The organism is Actinoplanes oblitus (assembly GCF_030252345.1).
Lineage (GTDB): Bacteria > Actinomycetota > Actinomycetes > Mycobacteriales > Micromonosporaceae > Actinoplanes > Actinoplanes oblitus.
Genome location: NZ_CP126980.1, coordinates 7,392,405 through 7,409,374, shown reverse-complemented (window position 1 = coordinate 7,409,374; position 16,970 = coordinate 7,392,405). Strand labels below are relative to the sequence as shown.

Here is a 16,970-nt window from a genome sequence, read left to right as displayed (position 1 = left end):
GGTGGCTGTGGCGGACGGGTCACCGGGCGATGACCAGCCCGGACGTCCGCTTCAGCACGATCCGATCGATTTCGGTGTACGGCTTCCCGCTGCCGGGCAGGGCGTCCGCGAGGGTGCGCACCGTCATCGTGGTGCTGCCGCCGGTCGCCGCGGGCGGTGCCACGTCGACGGCGATGAAGGCGTAACCGTCGTAGCGGACCTGCGACCAGTCCACCGACTCCGGCACCCGGGCCCCGGTCGGCGCGCCCTTGCCCTTCTTCGGCTTGCCCTTCTCCTTGGTCCAGAAGTAGCTGTTGTCCACCGTCGAGGAGGTGTTCTCCCGGCCGCTCGGCCGGTGCCCGCGATAGCGCTGCCCCTCGGGCAGTTTCCGCTCGTCCTTCGGGGTGACCCCGGCCGGCGGCGGCGCGTCCGGGCCCGGCGCCGGGCGGAACGGGTAGCGCGGCCGGCCGCCGGAGCCGACACAGACGTACGTCACCCCGTCCTGCGCCGGATGCACCGTCGCGCCGTCCGGGGCGGCCTTGGTCCGCTTGCCGTGCCGGATCGGGTCGGTCCGCTCGAACAGGTGGTTGTGCCCCTGCACGGCCAGGTCCACCTGGTATTTCGTGAACAGCGGGTCGACCACGGCGCGCACCCCGCCGTCCGAGGCGTGGTTGTGCGCCGTGGAGAACGCGCAGTGGTGGAAGAACGCGACGATGAAGTCCACCCCGGACCCGGCCGCCCGCCACGCCTGGAGCGTCGCGGTCAGCCACTTCACCTGGTCGCCGCCGGAGTAGCCGGTGTTCGACTGCAACTCCCAGGACAGCTCGTTGGCGTCCAGCGAGATCACCCCGACGTTGCCGTAGACGAACCGGTAGACCGACGGGCAGCCCTTCGGCCCGGTGGCCGGCATGTCCAGGCGCTGCACGTGCCCCCCGTACCCGTGCGTCGGGCTGCCGCCCAGGTAGGTGGTGTTGCCGTAGACCGGTTCCATGTCGTGGTTGCCGGTGGCGAACATCCACGGCGTGTAGGCGGCCTGCGGTTCGATCTGGTTCAGGAAGACATCCCAGACGTACGGGTCGAACAGGTTCTTCCCGGCCGGGGCCTTGCCGGTCAGCGCCGTGGTGTCGTCGGCCGGCAGCCCGGTCCCGGACGGGTTGGCGTAGCAGATGTCCCCGGCCAGCAGGGTGAACGCGGGCTTCTGGGTGCCCATCAGCTTGGTGATCGTGGCGGCCGGCGTCTTGTCGGTGGGGTACTTGCCGGCGATCGGGTCGACCGCCCCGTACGCGTTGTCGTCGAAGATGCCCTTCGGCCAGCCGGGGTGGCTCTTCTTCCAGGCGTACGCCGGGTCCTTCGGCGCGGTGTTCGTGCCGACGTCGGCGAACGCGGTGAAGGTGAACGGCACCGCCGACTCCGGCGCGGTGGTGAAGTGCGCGTCGCCGCTGACCGTGCCGTCGGAGAGCCGCACCCGGTAGTGGTAGACGGTGTTCGGCTTGAGCCCGCCGATCCGCGCCTTGGCGTAGAACTGGCTGCCGATCGGGCCGCCGGGGATGGCGTACTGCCCGACCAGGTGCTTGATCCCGGCCTCGACCCGGGTGCCGTACACGCCGGGCGCGTCGCCGACGTCGACGAAGGCGCGCAGCTTGCCGGGCAGCGAGCCGGTCTTGCTGACCAGCTGCGCCGTCACCGCCATCGCGTCGCGGGGTATGTCACCGGCGCCCGGCACGAAGGACAGGTGCCGGCCGGAGATCACCACCCCGGCCGCGCCGGTGGTGCCGCCGCCGGCCGCGAACGCCCGCGCGGCCAGGTGGAACTGGTCGTGGGCGCACCCGCCCAGCCCGGCTGCCATCGCCGCCAGCAGCAGCGACCGCCGGGTCACCGGCTGCCGGTCGAGCTGCTGCTGGTTCCACTCGCTGAACTCGTCGACCGTGAGACTCACATGCCCCACGCTAACCGGCGACGAGCTGCTTTTTCTGGACCTTGCCCATCGCGTTCCGCGGCAAGCTCGGCACCAGGTGCACCGCCCGCGGCCGCTTGTGGGCGGCCAGGCGCTCGGCGACGAACGCGATCAACTCCTCCGGGGTGACCGGGTCGGCCACCACGAACGCGGTCACCTGCTCGCCCAGATCGAGGTGCGGGGTGCCCACCACGGCCGCCTCGTGCACCGCCGGGTGCAGCAGCAACGCGTCCTCGACCTCGCCGGCGCCGATCCGGTAGCCGCCGCTCTTGATCAGGTCGGTGGAGGCGCGGCCGACGATGCGGTGCCAGCCGTCCGGGCCGATGGTGGCCACGTCACCGGTCGGGAACCAGCCGTCGACCAGCTCGGCCGGGCGTACGCCGTCGCCGCGCAGGTACCCGTCGAGCAGGGTGGGCCCGCAGACCTGCAGGTGGCCGATGCTCACCCCGTCGTCCGGCAGCGGGTTGCCGGCCTCGTCGACCAGCCGGGTGTGCACGCCGGTCAGCGGCAGGCCGACGTGGCCGGGGCGGCGTTCCCCGTCGGCGCGGGCGCTGACCGTGATCAGGGTCTCGGTCATGCCGTACCGCTCGACAGGGGCCTGGCCGGTCAGCCCGGCGAGCGCGTCGAAGACCGGGACGGGCAGGGGAGCGCTGCCGGAGACGAGCAGCCGGGCCTCGCTCAGCGCACGCGCCGCCGCCGGGGCGTTCGCGATCCGGGACCAGACCGTCGGGACGCCGAAGTACATGGAACCGGGCGTTTCGGCGTACGCCGAAGGGGTTGGTCGTCCGGTGTGCCGCAGTTTCGAGCCGATCCGCAGCGGGCCGAGCACGCCGAGGACCAGGCCGTGCACGTGGTAGAGCGGCAGGCCGTGCACCAGGGTGTCGCCGGCGGTCCACTGCCACGCGGCGGCGAGCGCGTCCAGGTCGGCGGCGATCGCGGCGCGGGAGAGCACGACGCCCTTCGGGGCGCCGGTCGTGCCACTGGTGTAGAGGACGAGGCCGGGCCGGTCCGGGTCGGGTTCCGGCGGCACGCTGCCGGCTCTTGTCGGTACGACGTCGATCAGCTCGGCGCCGGAGTCGGTCAGGATGTGCGCCCGCTCGACGTCGCCGGCATCCGGCGGGATCGGCACGATCGGCACCCCGGCCAGCAGCGCGGCGGTGACCGCGACGATCGTGTCCAGCCCCGGCGTCGCGTTCACCGCGACGATGCGCCGCCCGGCGATCTCCCGGGCCAGCCCGGCCGCCCGGGCGAGCAGCTCGTGGCTGCTGACCCGCTGATCCGGGGTGACGACGAAATCGGCGACGTCGGCGTCCTGCAGCAGTGCGGCGAGCAGAGGCATGACGTGATCATGCCAGCCGGCCGGGGATATTCGGTTGCCCGGCATTTCGCCGTCCGGAAGGCTGTCGCGCATGACGTACTGACGCCTCCACCCCGGGTCCTCTTCTCACCCTTCCCTGGAATGGTTGTGTCTGTTTTGTCAGCTAGCGTCTCCATTTTCGCGTCCCCGTCCAGCTGGATCGAGTCCAGCGCGCTCGACCAGTGCCACCAGGTCGCCGCGCTGCCCGGCATGCGGCACGTCGCCGGCATGCCGGATCTGCACCCCGGCAAGGGCGCCCCGATCGGCGCCGCGATGACCTCGTCGGTGCTCTACCCGTTCCTGGTCGGCTCGGACATCGGCTGCGGCATCGCGGTCTTCCCGATCACGCTCAAACGGGTGGTGCCGGAGCGGCTCGCCGCCCGGTTCCCCGACCTGGACGTGCCGGACCACTCTTTTTTCCACGCGGCCGACGTCCCGGGCGGCGACACCGAGAGCCTGGGTACCGTCGGCCGCGGCAACCACTTCGTCGAATTGGCCCGCGTCGGTACCGTTGCCGACGCTGAGCACGCCACCCGGCTCGGTCTCGCCGCCGGCGACCTGGTGCTGATCGTGCACAGCGGCTCGCGCGGGCTCGGCGAGCGGATCCTGCGGGCGCACACCGAGGTGCACGGCGCGGGCCCGGCCGCCGACCCGGCGGCCTACCTCGCCGCGCACGACGAGGCGGTGCGCTGGGCTTCGCTCAACCGGCGGGTGATGGCGGCCCGGGTCGCCGAGGCGCTCGGCGCCTCGTACCAGCCGCCGATCGTCGACGAGTGCCACAACGCGGTGGAGCCGCGCGACGGGTTCTACCTGCATCGCAAGGGCGCGGCCAACGGCGACGGCCGGGACGTGCTGATCGCCGGGACCCGCGGCACGCCGTCGTTCCTGGTGGCCGGGCACGCCGGCGCGGACGCCGGCTGGTCCGTCGCGCACGGCGCGGGACGCAAGATGTCGCGGGCCGACGCCCTGCGGCGCGGCAAGGCCAAGCACACCGTCGAGGAGCTTCGGCGTACGCCGGTCGGCTCGCTCGTCGTCTGCGGTGACCGGCAGCTGCTGTTCGAGGAGGCGCCCACCGCGTACAAGCGGATCGAGCAGGTGGTCGGTGACCTGGTCGAGCACGGCCTCGCGACCAGGGTGGCGAGCACGGTGCCGGTGGTCACCTACAAGACCGCCGACCGGGCCCGGGGGCGGCGATGACCGCCGTCCGGCTGATCACATTCCGGCCAAGTGGCGTGGCGCCGCCCCTGTCGGTGCCGCCGCCGATCTGTCAGGCTCGATGGGTTCGCGGAGCCTGGGGGTGCCCGTTGGTCGAGTTCCCTCGCCCGGGAGAGGGACCGGAGGCGTCAGGGACGACGCCGGCCGATCAGTTCGCCACGCCGAGCCGGGGTCGTCGGGAGGAAGCGTCCATGTCCTCGATTGAATTCTTGATCTACCCGACCGCCGCCGAACCCGCGACGATCCCCCGCGCCCGGGAGCCGATCGACCAGCCACTCGTGCCCGACCTGCGGCTCTTCGGACTGCCCCAGCCGCTGCGGCAGGACGACCTGGAACGCTGGGGCTTCGAGGTCGAGGCCCGGCCGCTGCGCTCCTACCCGCTGCGGCATTCCAGCGCCGGCTCGATCCGGCCGGAGTACCACACCGTCGTGCAGGCCACCGCCGGCCGGCTCCAGCCCCGGCTCCAGGCCTCCGGGCTGGGCCTGATGTTCCCGCCGCACACCGTGCACGCCCCCGACTCGACCTCGGCCGGCGACGACTGCCCGCTCACCAGCGCCGACCACGTGCACCTGCGCCGGGCCGAGCTGTCCTGGGACGATCCGCTGCGCTCGGACCGGATCCGGCAGATCATCGGCTGGGCCAAACTCGGCCAGGACAACTCCGGCGTCGTCCGGGTCCTGCGTGCCGCCCTGGCCGACCAGGTCGACAGCGACGCCGCCGCCACCTGCGCCACCTCGGTTCACCAGGCCGAGATGGTGATGCTCGGCGACGACGCCCTGACCCGGCTCGACTCCCGCTTCGTCCTGGAGCGCACCGTCCTGCCGGCCGGCGCCCTGCTCGCCGACGACGAGGAACTGGCCCGGCAGTATGTCGAGCTGGTCTCCGGGGCCCCGGACGACCCGGCGGCGCTGGCCGGCTTCCTCGGCGACCTGATCGCCTTCGCCGCCGGCACCACCGGCGAAAACCTGCTGGGGTACGCCGACGGCCTCACCGACCAGCGGGCCGCCCTGCTCGGCCTCTTCGGCCTGGTCACCGTCAACCCGTCGGCCAGCCTGATGATCCTCACCCCGTCCGGCCCGGACTCCTGACCGCCCAGCCGGCCGCACCCACCGATTCAGCGGGCCCTCGCGAACCCGGAGTGACCGAGAACGACGACTCCCTTCGGCAGGCCCTGTGGCGGAATCACCACCCCTTTGGCGAGGGTTGCCGATATTCGCGTGTTCACGCCGGCGCCGATGATCGGAGCCGACCGGCGTACCGGAAAGCCTTGTCTGATCGTCGGGAAGGCATGTTCGCCGTTCCGGAAGATACCGGCGGACCGGTTCTTCGCCTCCAGGGAGGTGAATTCCGGAACGGCGTTCATGGGGCGGACCCCGCCGACGAGAACCTCAGGCGGTGAAACCGCCGTCGGCGTTGATGCTGGCGCCGGTCAGGTATCGGGCTTCCGGGGATGCCAGAAAGGCGACCACCGCGGCGATGTCGGACGGTTCCGCATAGTGACCCAGGGCGGTGAGATCCTTGATGGCCGACGCCATCGGGCCGTCCGCCGGGTTCATCTCGGTGTTGGTGGCGCCGGGGTGGACCAGGTTGACGGTGATGGCGCGGGGGCCGAGTTCGCGGCCGAGGGCCTTGGTCAGGCCGATCAGGGCGGTCTTGCTCATCGAGTAGAGCGCGAAGCCCGGGAAGGCGGCCCGCACCGCCACGTTGCTGCCGATGTTGATGATGCGCCCACCGGCGGTCAGGTGCCGCAGCGCGGCCTGCGACGCGACGAACGGGGCCTGGATGTTGACGGCGATGACCCGCTCCAGCTCCGCCGGGCTGACCTGCTCGATCGGACCGGCCTGGAACGCCGCGGCATTGTTCACCAGAATGTCGAGGCGGCCGAATTCGGCGACCGTGCCGTTCAGCGCGTCCATTACCGCGTCCGGGTCGGCGCTGTCGGCCTGAATGGCGATGGCACGCCGGCCCTGCCATCGGATCCGCTCGACGATGTCGTCGGCCCGTGATTTGTCCTGCTGGAAGGTGATGGCCACATCGGCGCCGTCCGCGGCGAGCCGCGAGGCGACGGCGGCGCCGATTCCCCGGCTGCCGCCGCTGACGAATGCCACCTTGCCCTCGATAGTGTTTCCCATGCCGATGAGCGTGCCGAAAGAACGCTTTCCGGTCTGGCGGTGATCGGACCTGGCATTCGGCGGGTTCACCGCCGGATGCTCAGCGAGCCGACCGTGCAGCCCGGGGTCGCGCTGCTGCCCCGGTTCGTGCTGGACGGCGTCACCGGGGTCACGGTGCTGCCGGTGACCGGCGCGGACCTGTGCTGGCCGCTGTCGCTGGCGATAGCCGCCGACCGCGCGCCGGGCGCCGCCACCCGCGCCCTGATCACCCTGCTGCCGGCTCCTGGCTGAGTCCGGCCGGGGACTTTTCCCTACCCCGGGACTGCGGCCAGCAGGATCGATCCGGGCCGGCGCGCTGCCTAGCGTCGAGGACATGCGAAAACTTCGACGCATCAGCGCGGCGCTCCTGCTCACGGCCGTCGCGGCGGCCGCCGTCGGCACACCGGCCGCCGCCGCCCCACCCGGCGCCGATCGGGGCGCGCTGCTCGCGCGGCACCCGATCGCCACCTACGATTCCCGGGCCGAGGTCGACTCGTTGCTCACGGCCGCGGGTTTCCACCCCACCACTTCCCGGTACGGCGTCAGCCTGCACCAACTCGTCTACCGCACCGTCGACGGGCACGGCCGCCCGACCACGGCCAGCGGCCTGCTCGCCCTGCCCCGCGACGGCGGCCGGCACCTGCGGACGGTCTCGTTCGGCCATGGCACCTCGGTGTACCGCGGCGACGCCCCGTCGGTCGCCCCGGACGACACCTTCCTGACCGGTCCCGCGATCACTTTCGCCTCCGCCGGGTTCGCCGCTGTCGCCCCCGACTACCTGGGGCTGGGCGCCGGCACCGGCCCGCACCCGTGGATGGACGTACCGACCGAGACCAGCGCCTCGCTCGACCTGCTCCGGGCCGCCCGCACGTTCGTCGCCGAGCGGGGCCGCGCGCTGGACCGCGAGGTGTACGCGGCCGGGTTCTCGCAGGGCGCGTCGGCGGCGCTCGGTCTGTCCCGCGCCCTGCGGGACGGAGCCGACCCGTGGTTCCGCCCGGCCGCGGTCGCCCCGATCAGCGGGGCCTACGCGATGCGGAGGGTGGAGATCCCGGCCGCGTTCACACCCGAGGTGACGCCGAGGCTGGGGGCGGCGTACATGGCGTACCTGCTGACGGCGTACGACCGTTCGCACGACATCTACCGGGACCCGAGCGACGTGTTCGCGCCCGGATACACCGGGATGGGCGAGCTGTTCGACGCCAGTCACCCCGGCCCGGAGGTCCTCGCCGCCCTGCCGGACTCGATCGACGGTCTGCTCACCGCCCGCGGCCGGAAGTTGCTGTTGCACCCGAACGCGCGGTTCGCCGCGGCTTTGCGGGAGGCGGACAGCGTCTGCGAGTGGACGCCCGCGGTGCCGGTGCGGCTCTACTTCAGCCCCGGCGACGAGCAGGCGGTCAACGCCAACACCACGGCGTGCCGGTCGTCGTTCGCCGCCCGTGGCGTCCGGGTGCCGGCCGTCGACGTCGGTGTCGACCGGTCCTACAGCGGCCTGGTCCACGAGGGATCCGAACTGCTGGCCGTGCCCCGGATCGCGGCGTGGTTCAGCCAGCTCGCCGGGTCCCGCTGAGGTGATCCGTCGCGGGGACGGATGCGGATCGGCGGAGCGGCCCGCCGATCCGGGCCGGCCTACTTCCTATTGAGGCACAACGTGGTGTTCATGTCGGAGTCGACATCCTCGGAGACGCCGGCGAGCACCAGCCGGCGGTCGTTCTCGCCGGCGCTCTTCCAGGTCCAGCCCTTCCGCATCCGCCGGCCCCGGACGACGATCTCGTCCCCGACGAGGCCTACCCCGCGGCCCGGCCAGCCGGGTCCCCAGGGCCGTGCTGAACGCGCTGAGCAGGCTGGACAGCGCCTCCGGGATGTGCATGGTGGTGGCCAGGGCGAGGACGGCGAGCAGCGCGGCCACCCGTTGCATGTGCCTGGGTCAGGACGGGCGAGCCAGGTCGCGGGCCCGGTTGGTCGCGATGTGACAAGCGGCGGCTTCGCACAGGTCCTGCCGGCGGCTCCGGCCGGTCTGCCGTTTCGTGAGCCGCGATGGGTGGTTGAACGCGGCCTCGCCTGGCTGACCGCGCACCGGCGATCCGCTGGGCCGCTGTCAAGACCATGGTTCGCCGCCTCGACCGCGGCCGGCCCGCCACCCGCCAAAGCCGCCGAACACTCAGCATGCCCGGATGACAACCAAGAGAGGTCGAGTGGCGGCGGTGACAAGGGGAACGGCACGATCGGGGTCACGTCCAGTACTGCCGGGTCCCGTGGTCACCGGCGGTTCAGCCGGCGCCCGGCCATCCGCTCAGATACTCGTCGAAGGTGGGGCCCGTATTCGACAAATCGCCAATTTCGACATAGTCGCCCTCCGGCGGGTCGTCGGCGACCATCTGGCCGTACCGTTCGCTGAACTCCCGGACGGACTCCAGGTGGTGGCCGACGTGCTCGGCCAGGAACTTCCAGATCGAGCGGGCCAGACCCGGCTGGCGCCAGTTCGGCTCCTGGCTTCCCACCGCGAAATAGGCGATCCGATCGTCGTCGTGCTTGATCGCCTTGCCGAGCCAGATGTAGATGCGGCAGTCCACGCAGAGCAGATATCCGTACTCGCTCACGGTCGTCCTCTCCGGTGGTTCGGTGCCCGCCGATGCTATCCACGCCGCCGCGTCGGTCTTCGTGCCGGAGAACCCTTCCGTGGTGACGGCTGCCGCAGATCGTGCCGGCCCGGTGACCCCGAACCGGGAACCGGAACGTCCTGCTGGTCGACACGCCCCTAGGAGGCGGACCGCCACTTCTGGTCGCGCCGCCAGGTGCAGGTCCGGAGGCGGACGACGCCGGTGCCGGACCGATCGATGGTCTCCTCGGTGAGGCAGGGACCGTATCGCCCGCTGCGGATCACCGAGACGAACCACCAGTCCTGCGCCGGATCGGCTCCGTCGCAGGCCGCGACGCGTACCACGGTGCCCTCCGCCCGGATGCAGTTCGGCCCGTTGTAGAACGCGCCGGTGCTCGCCTGGAACCAGTCCTGGCCGGGCGTCTCCGGAGAACAGGGCCGCGTGCTCAGGATGCTGCCGACGGCGCCGCCGGTCAGGCATCGCGTGCCGTCCGCCCTCGTCATGATCCAGCCCTGATGCAGCGGCGGTGGCGCCGGCAGGGGCGCGGCGGCCGCGAAGCCGGCGGTGAGCGTGGCGATTGCCCGGGTGATGCGGCGCATAGGCATTCACTGTAGGAATCCCGGTGCGAGGCCGCAGGAGAACGGACGGGGTGGGCATCAGAGCCCACCCCGTTTTCGGTACGTTCAGAAGGTCACTTCTTCGCGGCCGGCGCCGCACTCGCGTCCCCGGCGTCGTCCGCCGCACCCTGGTCGCCGGCGGCACCCTGATCCCCAGCGGCGCCCTGGTCATCAGCGGCACCGGCGTCGCCCGCGCCCGCGTCGCCCGCGCCCGCGTCACCGGCGCCCGCGTCACCGGCACCGGCGTCACCGGCACCCGCACCGGCCACCGCCTTGGCGTCGGCGAGCGCCAGGCAGGCCTGCAGCAGCGTGGCCTGCGCCGAGGTGACCGCCTGAGCCGCCGCGCCGTTACCCGCAGCGCCCTGCTCGCCGGCCGCACCCTGGTTGTCAGCGGCGCCGCCCTGCTCCCCAGCCGCGCCCTTGCCGTTCTCCGCGCCCTTGCCGTTCGCGGCGCCCTTGCCCTTCTCCGCGCCCTTACCGTTCTCCGCGCCCTTGCCGTTCGCCTTCTTCCGCTTCAGCGACTTCACGTACTTCTTGGCCAGCTTCTTGTTCGCCGCCTTGTTCTCCGCCGCGCTCTGGTCCGCCGCCTGCCCGGCCTGCTCACCGGACGCCGCGGCGGCGTCCGTCGCGAACTGGTCGCACGCCGCCTCCAGCGCCTGCGCCGACGCGACCGCCGCCGCGCCCGCGTCCTGCGCCGCCACCGGCTGCAACTCCTCGCCGTCGCAGACCACGCTGCCCGCGTTCACCTGCAGGTCCTTGCATTGAGACACGTCGAATTGCTGTCCGTCCACGCTCACCAGATCGGCGGCCTTGGGCTGGGTGCTCGCGTTCGCCAGCTGAACTCCGGCCACGCCGGTGGCCACCAGCACGCCGGCGATCACCGCCGCGCCGATCGCCTTGCGCCGGTTCCCCTGGTTGCCCTGGATACGTCGGTACGCGCGCGACCTCATGAAGCACTCCTCGTCGTTGAGCGTCGATGTTCACCGGTTGGGGGGCGATACGGGGACCGCCCGGCGGGCGGTTCAATGCCACTCACCCGGCAGCCGTCCCGAAAGGCCCGTCAAGACCCGGGAAATCGCAGGTCAGTAACGCCTTCCAGGAATTTTGAAAAAGTTTGCCGATTTCCAGCGAACGGGTGATCATCGATCGAACGTTCCACTCAGCGTGACCGAGAGCGGTCAGAGGGGAAGCAATCAGTGGATCCGGTGGATGTCGCCCGCGAACTCGTCCTCGATCGTTTTCCGGATGCCGAGTGGGCGCTGCTGACCGGCAGCGTGGTCGGCCCGCACCGCACGGCCGGCTCCGACCTGGACATCGTCGTGCTCGACGAGACCGACCCGGGCCACCGGGAGAGCCTGCACCACCGGGGCTGGCCGGTGGAGTTCTTCGTGCACACCCGGGCGCGGCTCGCCGGGTTTTTGGCGAGCGAGCTGGCCCAGCGCAAGCCGAGCACCCACCGCATGCTCGCCGACGGCGTGGTGCTGCTCGGCGACCCCGGCGACCTGCCGGCCCGGTGCGCCAGGGTGCTCGCCGACGGCCCGGCCCCGCTGACCGCCGCCGAGCGGGAGTGGCTTCGGTACGGCCTCACCGACGGTCTCGACGACCTCCGGCACGCCACCGACCCCGGGGAACGCGTCGTGATCGCCGCGACGCTGTGGACCGGCGCCGCCGAGGCGTACCTCGCGGCGGCCGGGCGCTGGCTCAGCGGCGGCAAGTGGCTGCTGCGGAACCTGCGCGAGTACGACCCGGCCTTCGCCGAACGCTGGCTGGCGTCCCGCGACGACCCGGCCGCGATCGCCGCCGAGGTGCTGGACGGCGCGGGTGGTCCGCTGTTCGACGGCTACCGCGCGTAGGACGCGGACCCGGCGCCGTACCGGCCGGCGGGCGCCGGCCGTCGATGCCCGGGGCGGCCCGCACGCCGGTCGCCCCGGCCGGTGCAGAAGGATGAGATCATGGCGACCATCTATGACGTCGCGCAGCGCGCGCGGGTCTCCCCGGCCACCGTCTCCCGCGTGCTCAACGGTCAGGCCACCGTGGATCCCGGGCTGGCCGCCCGGGTGCGCACGGCGGTCCGCGACCTGAACTACCGCCCCAACAGCGTGGCCCGCAGCCTGCGCCGCAGCCGCACCACGCTGTGGGCGGTGATCATCTCGGACGTCGGCAACCCGTTCTTCACCGCGCTGGTCCGCGGCGTCGAGGACGTCGGTCAGCGCGCCGGCTACTCGGTGGTGCTCTGCAACAGCGACGAGGACCCGGCCAAGGAGGCGCGGTACGTCACCGCGGCCCTCGAGGACCGGATGGCCGGCGTGATCATCTCCAGCTCGGGGCGCTCGGCGAACGTCAACCGGCTGATCGAGGCCGGCACCCCGGTGGTCGCCATCGACCGGCAGATCAGCGGTACCCGGGTGGACAGCGTCCTGGTCGACAACGAGCACGGCGCCGAGCTGGCCACCGCGCACCTGGCCGCCCACGGCTACCGGCGGATCGCCTGCATCACCGGCCCCCGCAAGCTCTCCACCGCCGCGCAGCGCCTGCGTGGCTACCAGCGGGCACTGGCGGCGAACGGGCTCGCGGCGCCGGCCTGCCTGGTCCGGCACGCCGACTTCCGCGAGGAGGGCGGCTACGCCGCGATGGCGTCACTGCTCGACGCCGCCGACCCCCCGGACGCGGTCTTCGCCGCCAACAACCTGATGACCGTCGGGGCCGTCGAGTGCCTGGTCGACCGCGGCATCGGCATCCCGGACCGGATCGGCGTGGTCGGTTTCGACGAGGTCCCCGGCGCGCGCCTGTTCCGCCCGTCGCTCACCACCGTCGCCCAGCCCACCTACGAACTGGGCCGGACCGCCGCGACGCTGCTGGCCGAGCGGATCGCCGAGCCGGACCGGCCACCGTCGACGATCACCCTGCGGACCGAGCTGAAGGTCCGCGAGAGCAGCAGGCGTTAACGGCGGCAGCTGACGATCCGGAACGCGCCCACCGACGCCACCCGCCGCGGGGTCGCCGGCGTGGTCCCGGCGCATTTCCGCGGCTCGTCGACGCGGAACACGCCGAGATATTCCGGCGCGGCGACCAGCGCCGGATCGTCCTGGTGGAAGTAGAACGACCGGTAGTCGCGGACGAAGTAGACGGTGTTGCGGACCTCGAACGCCGCGTTGGCCCGGAACTCCCGCGGGTCCACCTTCCGGTAGAACAACACGTACAGGTAGTTGAGTGGCACCCGGTCCGAGACATAGATCGGCGCACCCGGCGCGGACCGCCGTTCGGCGACCGTCAGCGCCCGGTCGAGACCGTCGGCGAACCGGGTACGGATCACGTCGTTGTAACCGGTGAAGTAGTCCTGGACGAACGCCGCGTTGTAGAGCAGCCCCACCGACAGGAACGCCGCGATCACCGCGCGGCCGGTGCGCGCCTCGGCGATCGACCTGGCGATCCCGTCCAGGCCCAGCGCGGCCAGGATGATCAGCGGCAGGAACAGCGCGTTGATCCGGTTGACGTTCAGCCGCACCAGGAAGAACATCGGCAGGGTCGCGGCCAGCCAGAGGACCGGAGGGTACGCCCGGTCGCGCACCGCGAAATACCCCCCGACCGCCGCGAGCGGCACGATCACCAGTCCGAACGGCAGGTAGGGCGACATCACGTTCCACGGCAGGTTGTCGCTGAAGCCCTGCACGGCGAACCGCAGGTTGCCGGCGACCAGGCCGTCCGTGTTGATCTCCTGCACCCGGCTGCCGGGCAGCAGCTGCACCCCGAACGGCAGCGCCGACAGCCAGCCCGGCGCCCGGTGCAGCACCTGGTTGACCAGCAGAAATATTCCGTACGGCAGAGCCACCAGGCCGAACAGTCCGAGGCTGGCCGCCGCGGCGACCGGCCGCCGGCGCACCGTGCGCCACCGGGTGGCCAGGAACGCCGCGACGAACAGCAACACCACCAGAGTCGCCGCCGCGTACGCGTAGAAGACCAGCGCCATCGGCATCAGCGACACCGGCAGCAGCCACCGCCGCGGCGACTGGTAGGCCACCACCAGCACCCAAACCGCGATCACCATGACCGGCGGCAGCAGGTTGGACTCCAGCGACCAGCGCGACATCATCACGTGCCACGGGCAGGCCGCCAGCAGCAGCGCCGCCAGCAGGCCGGCCCGGCGCCCAGCCAGCCGGGCGGTGAGCGCGTAGGTGACCGCTACAGTGAGCACCCCGAGCAGCGCCGGCAGCAGCCGCAGGCCCAGCGGGGTGGGCCCGAGGATCGCGACGAACGGCATGTTCAGGTACGACAGCAGCACGTTCTGCCCGCTGCCGAACGCGGTGAAGTAGACCGGCCACCGGGTGCCCCAGCGGTCGGTGCCGGCGGTGAGCAGCGAGAGCGTCTCGTACCCCGCCGACACCTCGTCCTGGTTCAACCCGCGCGGCACGTCCGGAAACCGGTAGAGCCGCACGCCCGCCGCCAGCACCATGATCAGCGTCAGGCCGAGCCATGGACGGCGTTCCCTCGCCCGTTCAGCGGCGGACGCGTCCTCGGTGGACGCGCGCTCGGTGACGGTGTTCGTCGTTGCCATTCATCCCCCGTGACGCATCGCCGCCGAGCAATCTAACCGACCGCACCGGCCGTCGATTTCCCGCGATCGGCGGCGAATCCGCACGTCAACCGGGTGGTGGGCAGGGCGGTTCAGGTTCTCCTCGAACGCCGGCCACCAGGTGTTCATCAAAGAATCGCGCAGGCGGCTCCATTGAGGGTGAAGGCCGCCGGGCGCGGGTTCGTGCCGGTGGCGGTGCCGTTGAAGCCGAAGCTGGTGGACGCTCCCGGCGCCAGCGTGCCGTTGTAGCCGAGGTCAGTGGCGGTGACCTGCGTCCCGGACTGGGTGACGGTCGCCGACCAGGCTTGCGAGACACGCTGGCCCGCGTCGTACGCGAAAAGCAGTTTCCAGGTGTTGATCGTCGTCTGGCTGGTGTTGGTGATCGTGACGGTGGCGGTGAACCCGCTGCCCCAGTCGTTGGTGCTGTAGCCGACGCGGCACGGGCCGGCCGGGGCCGGGCTGGTGCTCGGGCTGCTGCTCGGGCTGGGGCTGCTGCTCGGGCTGGTGCTCGGGCTGGGACTGGGGCTGGAACTGTCCGAGACGCTCGGTGTCGGGCTCGGGGTCGCGCCCGGCTCGGCGCCCCAGACCAGCGCGGTTCCCTCGTAGAGCGGGATGTGGCTGTTCGGACCGGCCGCCGCCTGGAAGGAGGGGTCGTTGGCCGGGTTCCAGGTGCCGCCCTCACCCACGCCGATCTTGAGCTGGACCTCCATCCGGTGCGCGGACTGGCCGGCCGGCGCGATGGTGTAGCCGGTGCAGTCCACCTCGACGAACCACAGCGATCCGGACGCCTGCCTGGCCGCTGTCGGTCCGGGACAACCCTGGGTGTACGGCGACGAGACGGTCACCGCGGAGTCGTCGTCGCGGGTGAAGTAGTAGCGGAACCGCGCGTGGGTCAGCGCCCGCGCCGGGAACGCCGACTTGTTGTAGACGACCGCCTTGACCACGGTGTCGCGCGTCTCGTTCTGCATCACCGTGGTCTCCACCGACAGCTCGGCCAGGTCCGGCTTCTCCGCCTGCGGGAAACCGGCCAGCGGGGTGCCGCCGAACTCGCCGTAGAGTGCCACCAGCGCCGAGGTGAACCCGGCGTTGTAATCGTCGGCGACCTCGTTCATCACGTAGTCGCCGCGGCTGTCGGTGTACTTGTCGTCCGGCGCCGACGGGCCGCCGACCAGCGCGCCGTACAGGGTGTGCCGGGTCTGCTCCGGCACCTGCTGGCTGTCCCACCAGGAGCCGTGCGCGGTGCGGTGATGCGGGTTCTTCGGCGGGTTCACGCCGAACCCGATCACGTAGCTGGCCTTGCGCGGGTTGTCGCCCAGCGCGTAGTCGATCTGCCGGACCGCGAAGTCGTGGTAGCGGGCCTTGCGGGTCTGGTCGGTGGTGACCCCGCTGTAGACCAGCGCGGCGAACGCGGTGTTCGCGGCGTAGCGCAGCGAGCCCCAGCTGTCCACGAAGACCTCACCGCCCGGGGAGGTGCGCACCTTGTCGCCGCCCACGCCCACGGTGAACCAGTCGAGCCAGCGGTTCGCGTCGTCGATGTACTTCTGCTTGCCGGTCAGCTGCGCGAGCAGCACGTAGTTGCCGAACTGCTTGTTGTCCCAGGAGATCGTCCACTTGTAGGACTTGGTGGTGGTCTGCGGCTCGTTGCCCTGCGCGTCGTACCCCGCCTCCGCCTTGGTCAGGTAGGACGTGTCACCGGTCGCCCGGTAGAGCCAGATCGCGCCCCACACCAGCTCGTCGGCGTACCCGCTCCACGACTTGTAGTAGGCCGCCGCGTCGGTGATGCACTCGGAGTAGGCGCGCCGCACCGTGTCCGCGAACGTGTACAGCTGCTTGGCGTGGGTGAGCAGCTTGTCGGCATAGGCCGGGTCGGTCGGCCGGAAGACCATCGAGCTGGCGGCCATCGCGGCCGCCGTCTCACCGGCCAGGTCACTGCCTCCACAGGTGGCATCGATCTTGTACGCCGGACGCGCCATCGGCAGCACCTCGGCCGGCCCCCACCACTTGTGGTCGGCGTCGCCGTTGCCGACCTGCCCGTACAGCACGTTGGCGCTCGGGTGCGCCTTGATGAAGTAGTCGTTGGGCACCCGCAGGTTGTTCAGCAGGTGGGTGAGCTGCCCGGAGGCGGCGTACGCGGCCCGGTCCCGCACCGCGCCCCAGGCCAGCATGGTGGTGCTGAACGCCATCGGCAGGCCGAACTTGACGTGGTCACCGGCGTCGAACCAGCCGCCGGTGAGGTCGAGGCCGACGTCGGCGCCGTCGGCCATCGCGGAGTCGCCGCGCCAGGAGACCCGGTTCCAGTCGGGCTTCTTCCCGGCGACCTGCGCCTCGTAGAAGAGCAGCGACTTCTGCAGTGCCTCGCCGTAGTTGAAGGCCGGCTCAGCCGCCTGTGACGGCCGGGCGAGGGTGGTGATCCCGGCCAGGAGCAGTAGTACGAGGATGGCGTTGCGACATGCTCGGGGCATCGTCCCGGCTCCCTTCCCACCGCTGGGAGCGCTCCCAGTCCGGCAACATCGAGTTAATACATCGACCGC

15 protein-coding genes are annotated in these 16,970 nt (G+C 71.7%); 6 read left to right on the top strand and 9 right to left on the bottom strand.

Features of this window, described 5'->3' with window-relative positions:
- Nucleotides 1-19: 19 nt before the first annotated feature.
- Both Actob_RS32945 and Actob_RS32940 read right to left on the bottom strand, forming a co-directional pair.
- Nucleotides 20-1,915 carry a purple acid phosphatase family protein gene (locus tag Actob_RS32945; protein WP_284915776.1) on the bottom strand — a complete coding sequence of 632 codons (1,896 nt, stop codon included), beginning with the start codon at nt 1,913-1,915 and terminating at the stop codon, nt 20-22.
- Nucleotides 1,916-1,925: 10 nt separating this feature from the next.
- Nucleotides 1,926-3,272 carry an AMP-binding protein gene (locus Actob_RS32940; RefSeq protein ID WP_284915775.1) on the bottom strand — a complete coding sequence of 449 codons (1,347 nt, stop codon included), beginning with the start codon at nt 3,270-3,272 and terminating at the stop codon, nt 1,926-1,928.
- Nucleotides 3,273-3,392: 120 nt separating this feature from the next.
- On the opposite strand from Actob_RS32940, the gene Actob_RS32935 reads away from it, so the two are divergent.
- Together Actob_RS32935 and Actob_RS32930 are read left to right on the top strand one after the other, a co-directional pair.
- Nucleotides 3,393-4,487, top strand: coding sequence for an RNA ligase RtcB family protein (locus Actob_RS32935; RefSeq protein WP_284915774.1), 1,095 nt, complete (start codon nt 3,393-3,395; stop codon nt 4,485-4,487).
- A 209-nt stretch (nt 4,488-4,696) separates the two neighbouring features.
- Nucleotides 4,697-5,593, top strand: a complete 897-nt coding sequence (locus Actob_RS32930) for a hypothetical protein (RefSeq protein ID WP_284915773.1) — start codon at nt 4,697-4,699, stop codon at nt 5,591-5,593.
- 26 nt (nt 5,594-5,619) lie between these two features.
- Here the strand turns inward: Actob_RS32930 and Actob_RS32925 are convergent, their stop codons facing one another.
- Both Actob_RS32925 and Actob_RS32920 read right to left on the bottom strand, forming a co-directional pair.
- The gene (locus tag Actob_RS32925) at nt 5,620-5,868 is read right to left on the bottom strand and encodes a hypothetical protein (protein ID WP_284915772.1); all 249 of its coding nucleotides are present in this window, start codon (nt 5,866-5,868) and stop codon (nt 5,620-5,622) included.
- A gap of 25 nt (nt 5,869-5,893) precedes the next feature.
- Nucleotides 5,894-6,637 (bottom strand): 3-oxoacyl-ACP reductase family protein, encoded by a 744-nt coding sequence (locus Actob_RS32920; protein ID WP_284915771.1) that lies wholly within the window; start codon nt 6,635-6,637, stop codon nt 5,894-5,896.
- A gap of 75 nt (nt 6,638-6,712) precedes the next feature.
- On the opposite strand from Actob_RS32920, the gene Actob_RS32915 reads away from it, so the two are divergent.
- Nucleotides 6,713-6,907, top strand: coding sequence for a type 2 periplasmic-binding domain-containing protein (locus Actob_RS32915; RefSeq protein WP_284915770.1), 195 nt, complete (start codon nt 6,713-6,715; stop codon nt 6,905-6,907).
- Nucleotides 6,908-6,989: 82 nt separating this feature from the next.
- Nucleotides 6,990-8,222 carry an alpha/beta hydrolase family protein gene (locus Actob_RS32910; RefSeq protein ID WP_284915769.1) on the top strand — a complete coding sequence of 411 codons (1,233 nt, stop codon included), beginning with the start codon at nt 6,990-6,992 and terminating at the stop codon, nt 8,220-8,222.
- A 700-nt stretch (nt 8,223-8,922) separates the two neighbouring features.
- On the opposite strand, the gene Actob_RS32905 is transcribed toward Actob_RS32910, so the two are convergent.
- The 3 genes from Actob_RS32905 to Actob_RS32895 all read right to left on the bottom strand — a co-directional run bounded on the left by Actob_RS32905 (nt 8,923) and on the right by Actob_RS32895 (nt 10,819).
- Nucleotides 8,923-9,252 (bottom strand): hypothetical protein, encoded by a 330-nt coding sequence (locus Actob_RS32905; RefSeq protein ID WP_284915768.1) that lies wholly within the window; start codon nt 9,250-9,252, stop codon nt 8,923-8,925.
- 158 nt (nt 9,253-9,410) lie between these two features.
- Nucleotides 9,411-9,851 (bottom strand): RICIN domain-containing protein, encoded by a 441-nt coding sequence (locus tag Actob_RS32900; RefSeq protein ID WP_284915767.1) that lies wholly within the window; start codon nt 9,849-9,851, stop codon nt 9,411-9,413.
- 92 nt (nt 9,852-9,943) lie between these two features.
- Nucleotides 9,944-10,819: a hypothetical protein gene (locus Actob_RS32895; RefSeq protein ID WP_284915766.1), complete on the bottom strand. Its 876-nt coding sequence runs from the start codon at nt 10,817-10,819 to the stop codon at nt 9,944-9,946.
- Between the two features lie 246 nt (nt 10,820-11,065).
- On the opposite strand from Actob_RS32895, the gene Actob_RS32890 reads away from it, so the two are divergent.
- Together Actob_RS32890 and Actob_RS32885 are read left to right on the top strand one after the other, a co-directional pair.
- Entirely contained in the window at nt 11,066-11,722 is a 657-nt protein-coding gene (locus Actob_RS32890) for a nucleotidyltransferase domain-containing protein (protein WP_284915765.1), read from the top strand.
- Between the two features lie 99 nt (nt 11,723-11,821).
- Entirely contained in the window at nt 11,822-12,814 is a 993-nt protein-coding gene (locus Actob_RS32885; protein ID WP_284915764.1) for a LacI family DNA-binding transcriptional regulator, read from the top strand.
- Here the strand turns inward: Actob_RS32885 and Actob_RS32880 are convergent.
- Both Actob_RS32880 and Actob_RS32875 read right to left on the bottom strand, forming a co-directional pair.
- Nucleotides 12,811-14,421: a glycosyltransferase family 39 protein gene (locus Actob_RS32880; protein WP_284915763.1), complete on the bottom strand. Its 1,611-nt coding sequence runs from the start codon at nt 14,419-14,421 to the stop codon at nt 12,811-12,813. The genes Actob_RS32885 and Actob_RS32880 overlap by 4 nt on opposite strands.
- Nucleotides 14,422-14,567: 146 nt before the next feature.
- Nucleotides 14,568-16,901 (bottom strand): glycoside hydrolase family 9 protein, encoded by a 2,334-nt coding sequence (locus Actob_RS32875; RefSeq protein ID WP_284915762.1) that lies wholly within the window; start codon nt 16,899-16,901, stop codon nt 14,568-14,570.
- Between the last annotated feature and the right edge of the window lie 69 nt (nt 16,902-16,970).

Excerpts from the sequence above, each read along its gene's own strand:
- Actob_RS32940 (WP_284915775.1), bottom strand. The coding sequence starts at position 3,272 with ATGCCTCTGCTCGCCGCACTGCTGCAGGACGCCGACGTCGCCGATTTC.
- Actob_RS32935 (WP_284915774.1), top strand. The coding sequence starts at position 3,393 with ATGGTTGTGTCTGTTTTGTCAGCTAGCGTCTCCATTTTCGCGTCCCCG.
- Actob_RS32930 (WP_284915773.1), top strand. The coding sequence starts at position 4,697 with ATGTCCTCGATTGAATTCTTGATCTACCCGACCGCCGCCGAACCCGCG.
- Actob_RS32925 (WP_284915772.1), bottom strand. The coding sequence starts at position 5,868 with ATGAACGCCGTTCCGGAATTCACCTCCCTGGAGGCGAAGAACCGGTCC.
- Actob_RS32920 (WP_284915771.1), bottom strand. The coding sequence starts at position 6,637 with ATGGGAAACACTATCGAGGGCAAGGTGGCATTCGTCAGCGGCGGCAGC.
- Actob_RS32915 (WP_284915770.1), top strand. The coding sequence starts at position 6,713 with ATGCTCAGCGAGCCGACCGTGCAGCCCGGGGTCGCGCTGCTGCCCCGG.
- Actob_RS32910 (WP_284915769.1), top strand. The coding sequence starts at position 6,990 with ATGCGAAAACTTCGACGCATCAGCGCGGCGCTCCTGCTCACGGCCGTC.
- Actob_RS32900 (WP_284915767.1), bottom strand. The coding sequence starts at position 9,851 with ATGCGCCGCATCACCCGGGCAATCGCCACGCTCACCGCCGGCTTCGCG.
- Actob_RS32895 (WP_284915766.1), bottom strand. The coding sequence starts at position 10,819 with ATGAGGTCGCGCGCGTACCGACGTATCCAGGGCAACCAGGGGAACCGG.
- Actob_RS32885 (WP_284915764.1), top strand. The coding sequence starts at position 11,822 with ATGGCGACCATCTATGACGTCGCGCAGCGCGCGCGGGTCTCCCCGGCC.
- Actob_RS32880 (WP_284915763.1), bottom strand. The coding sequence starts at position 14,421 with ATGGCAACGACGAACACCGTCACCGAGCGCGCGTCCACCGAGGACGCG.
- Actob_RS32875 (WP_284915762.1), bottom strand. The coding sequence starts at position 16,901 with ATGCCCCGAGCATGTCGCAACGCCATCCTCGTACTACTGCTCCTGGCC.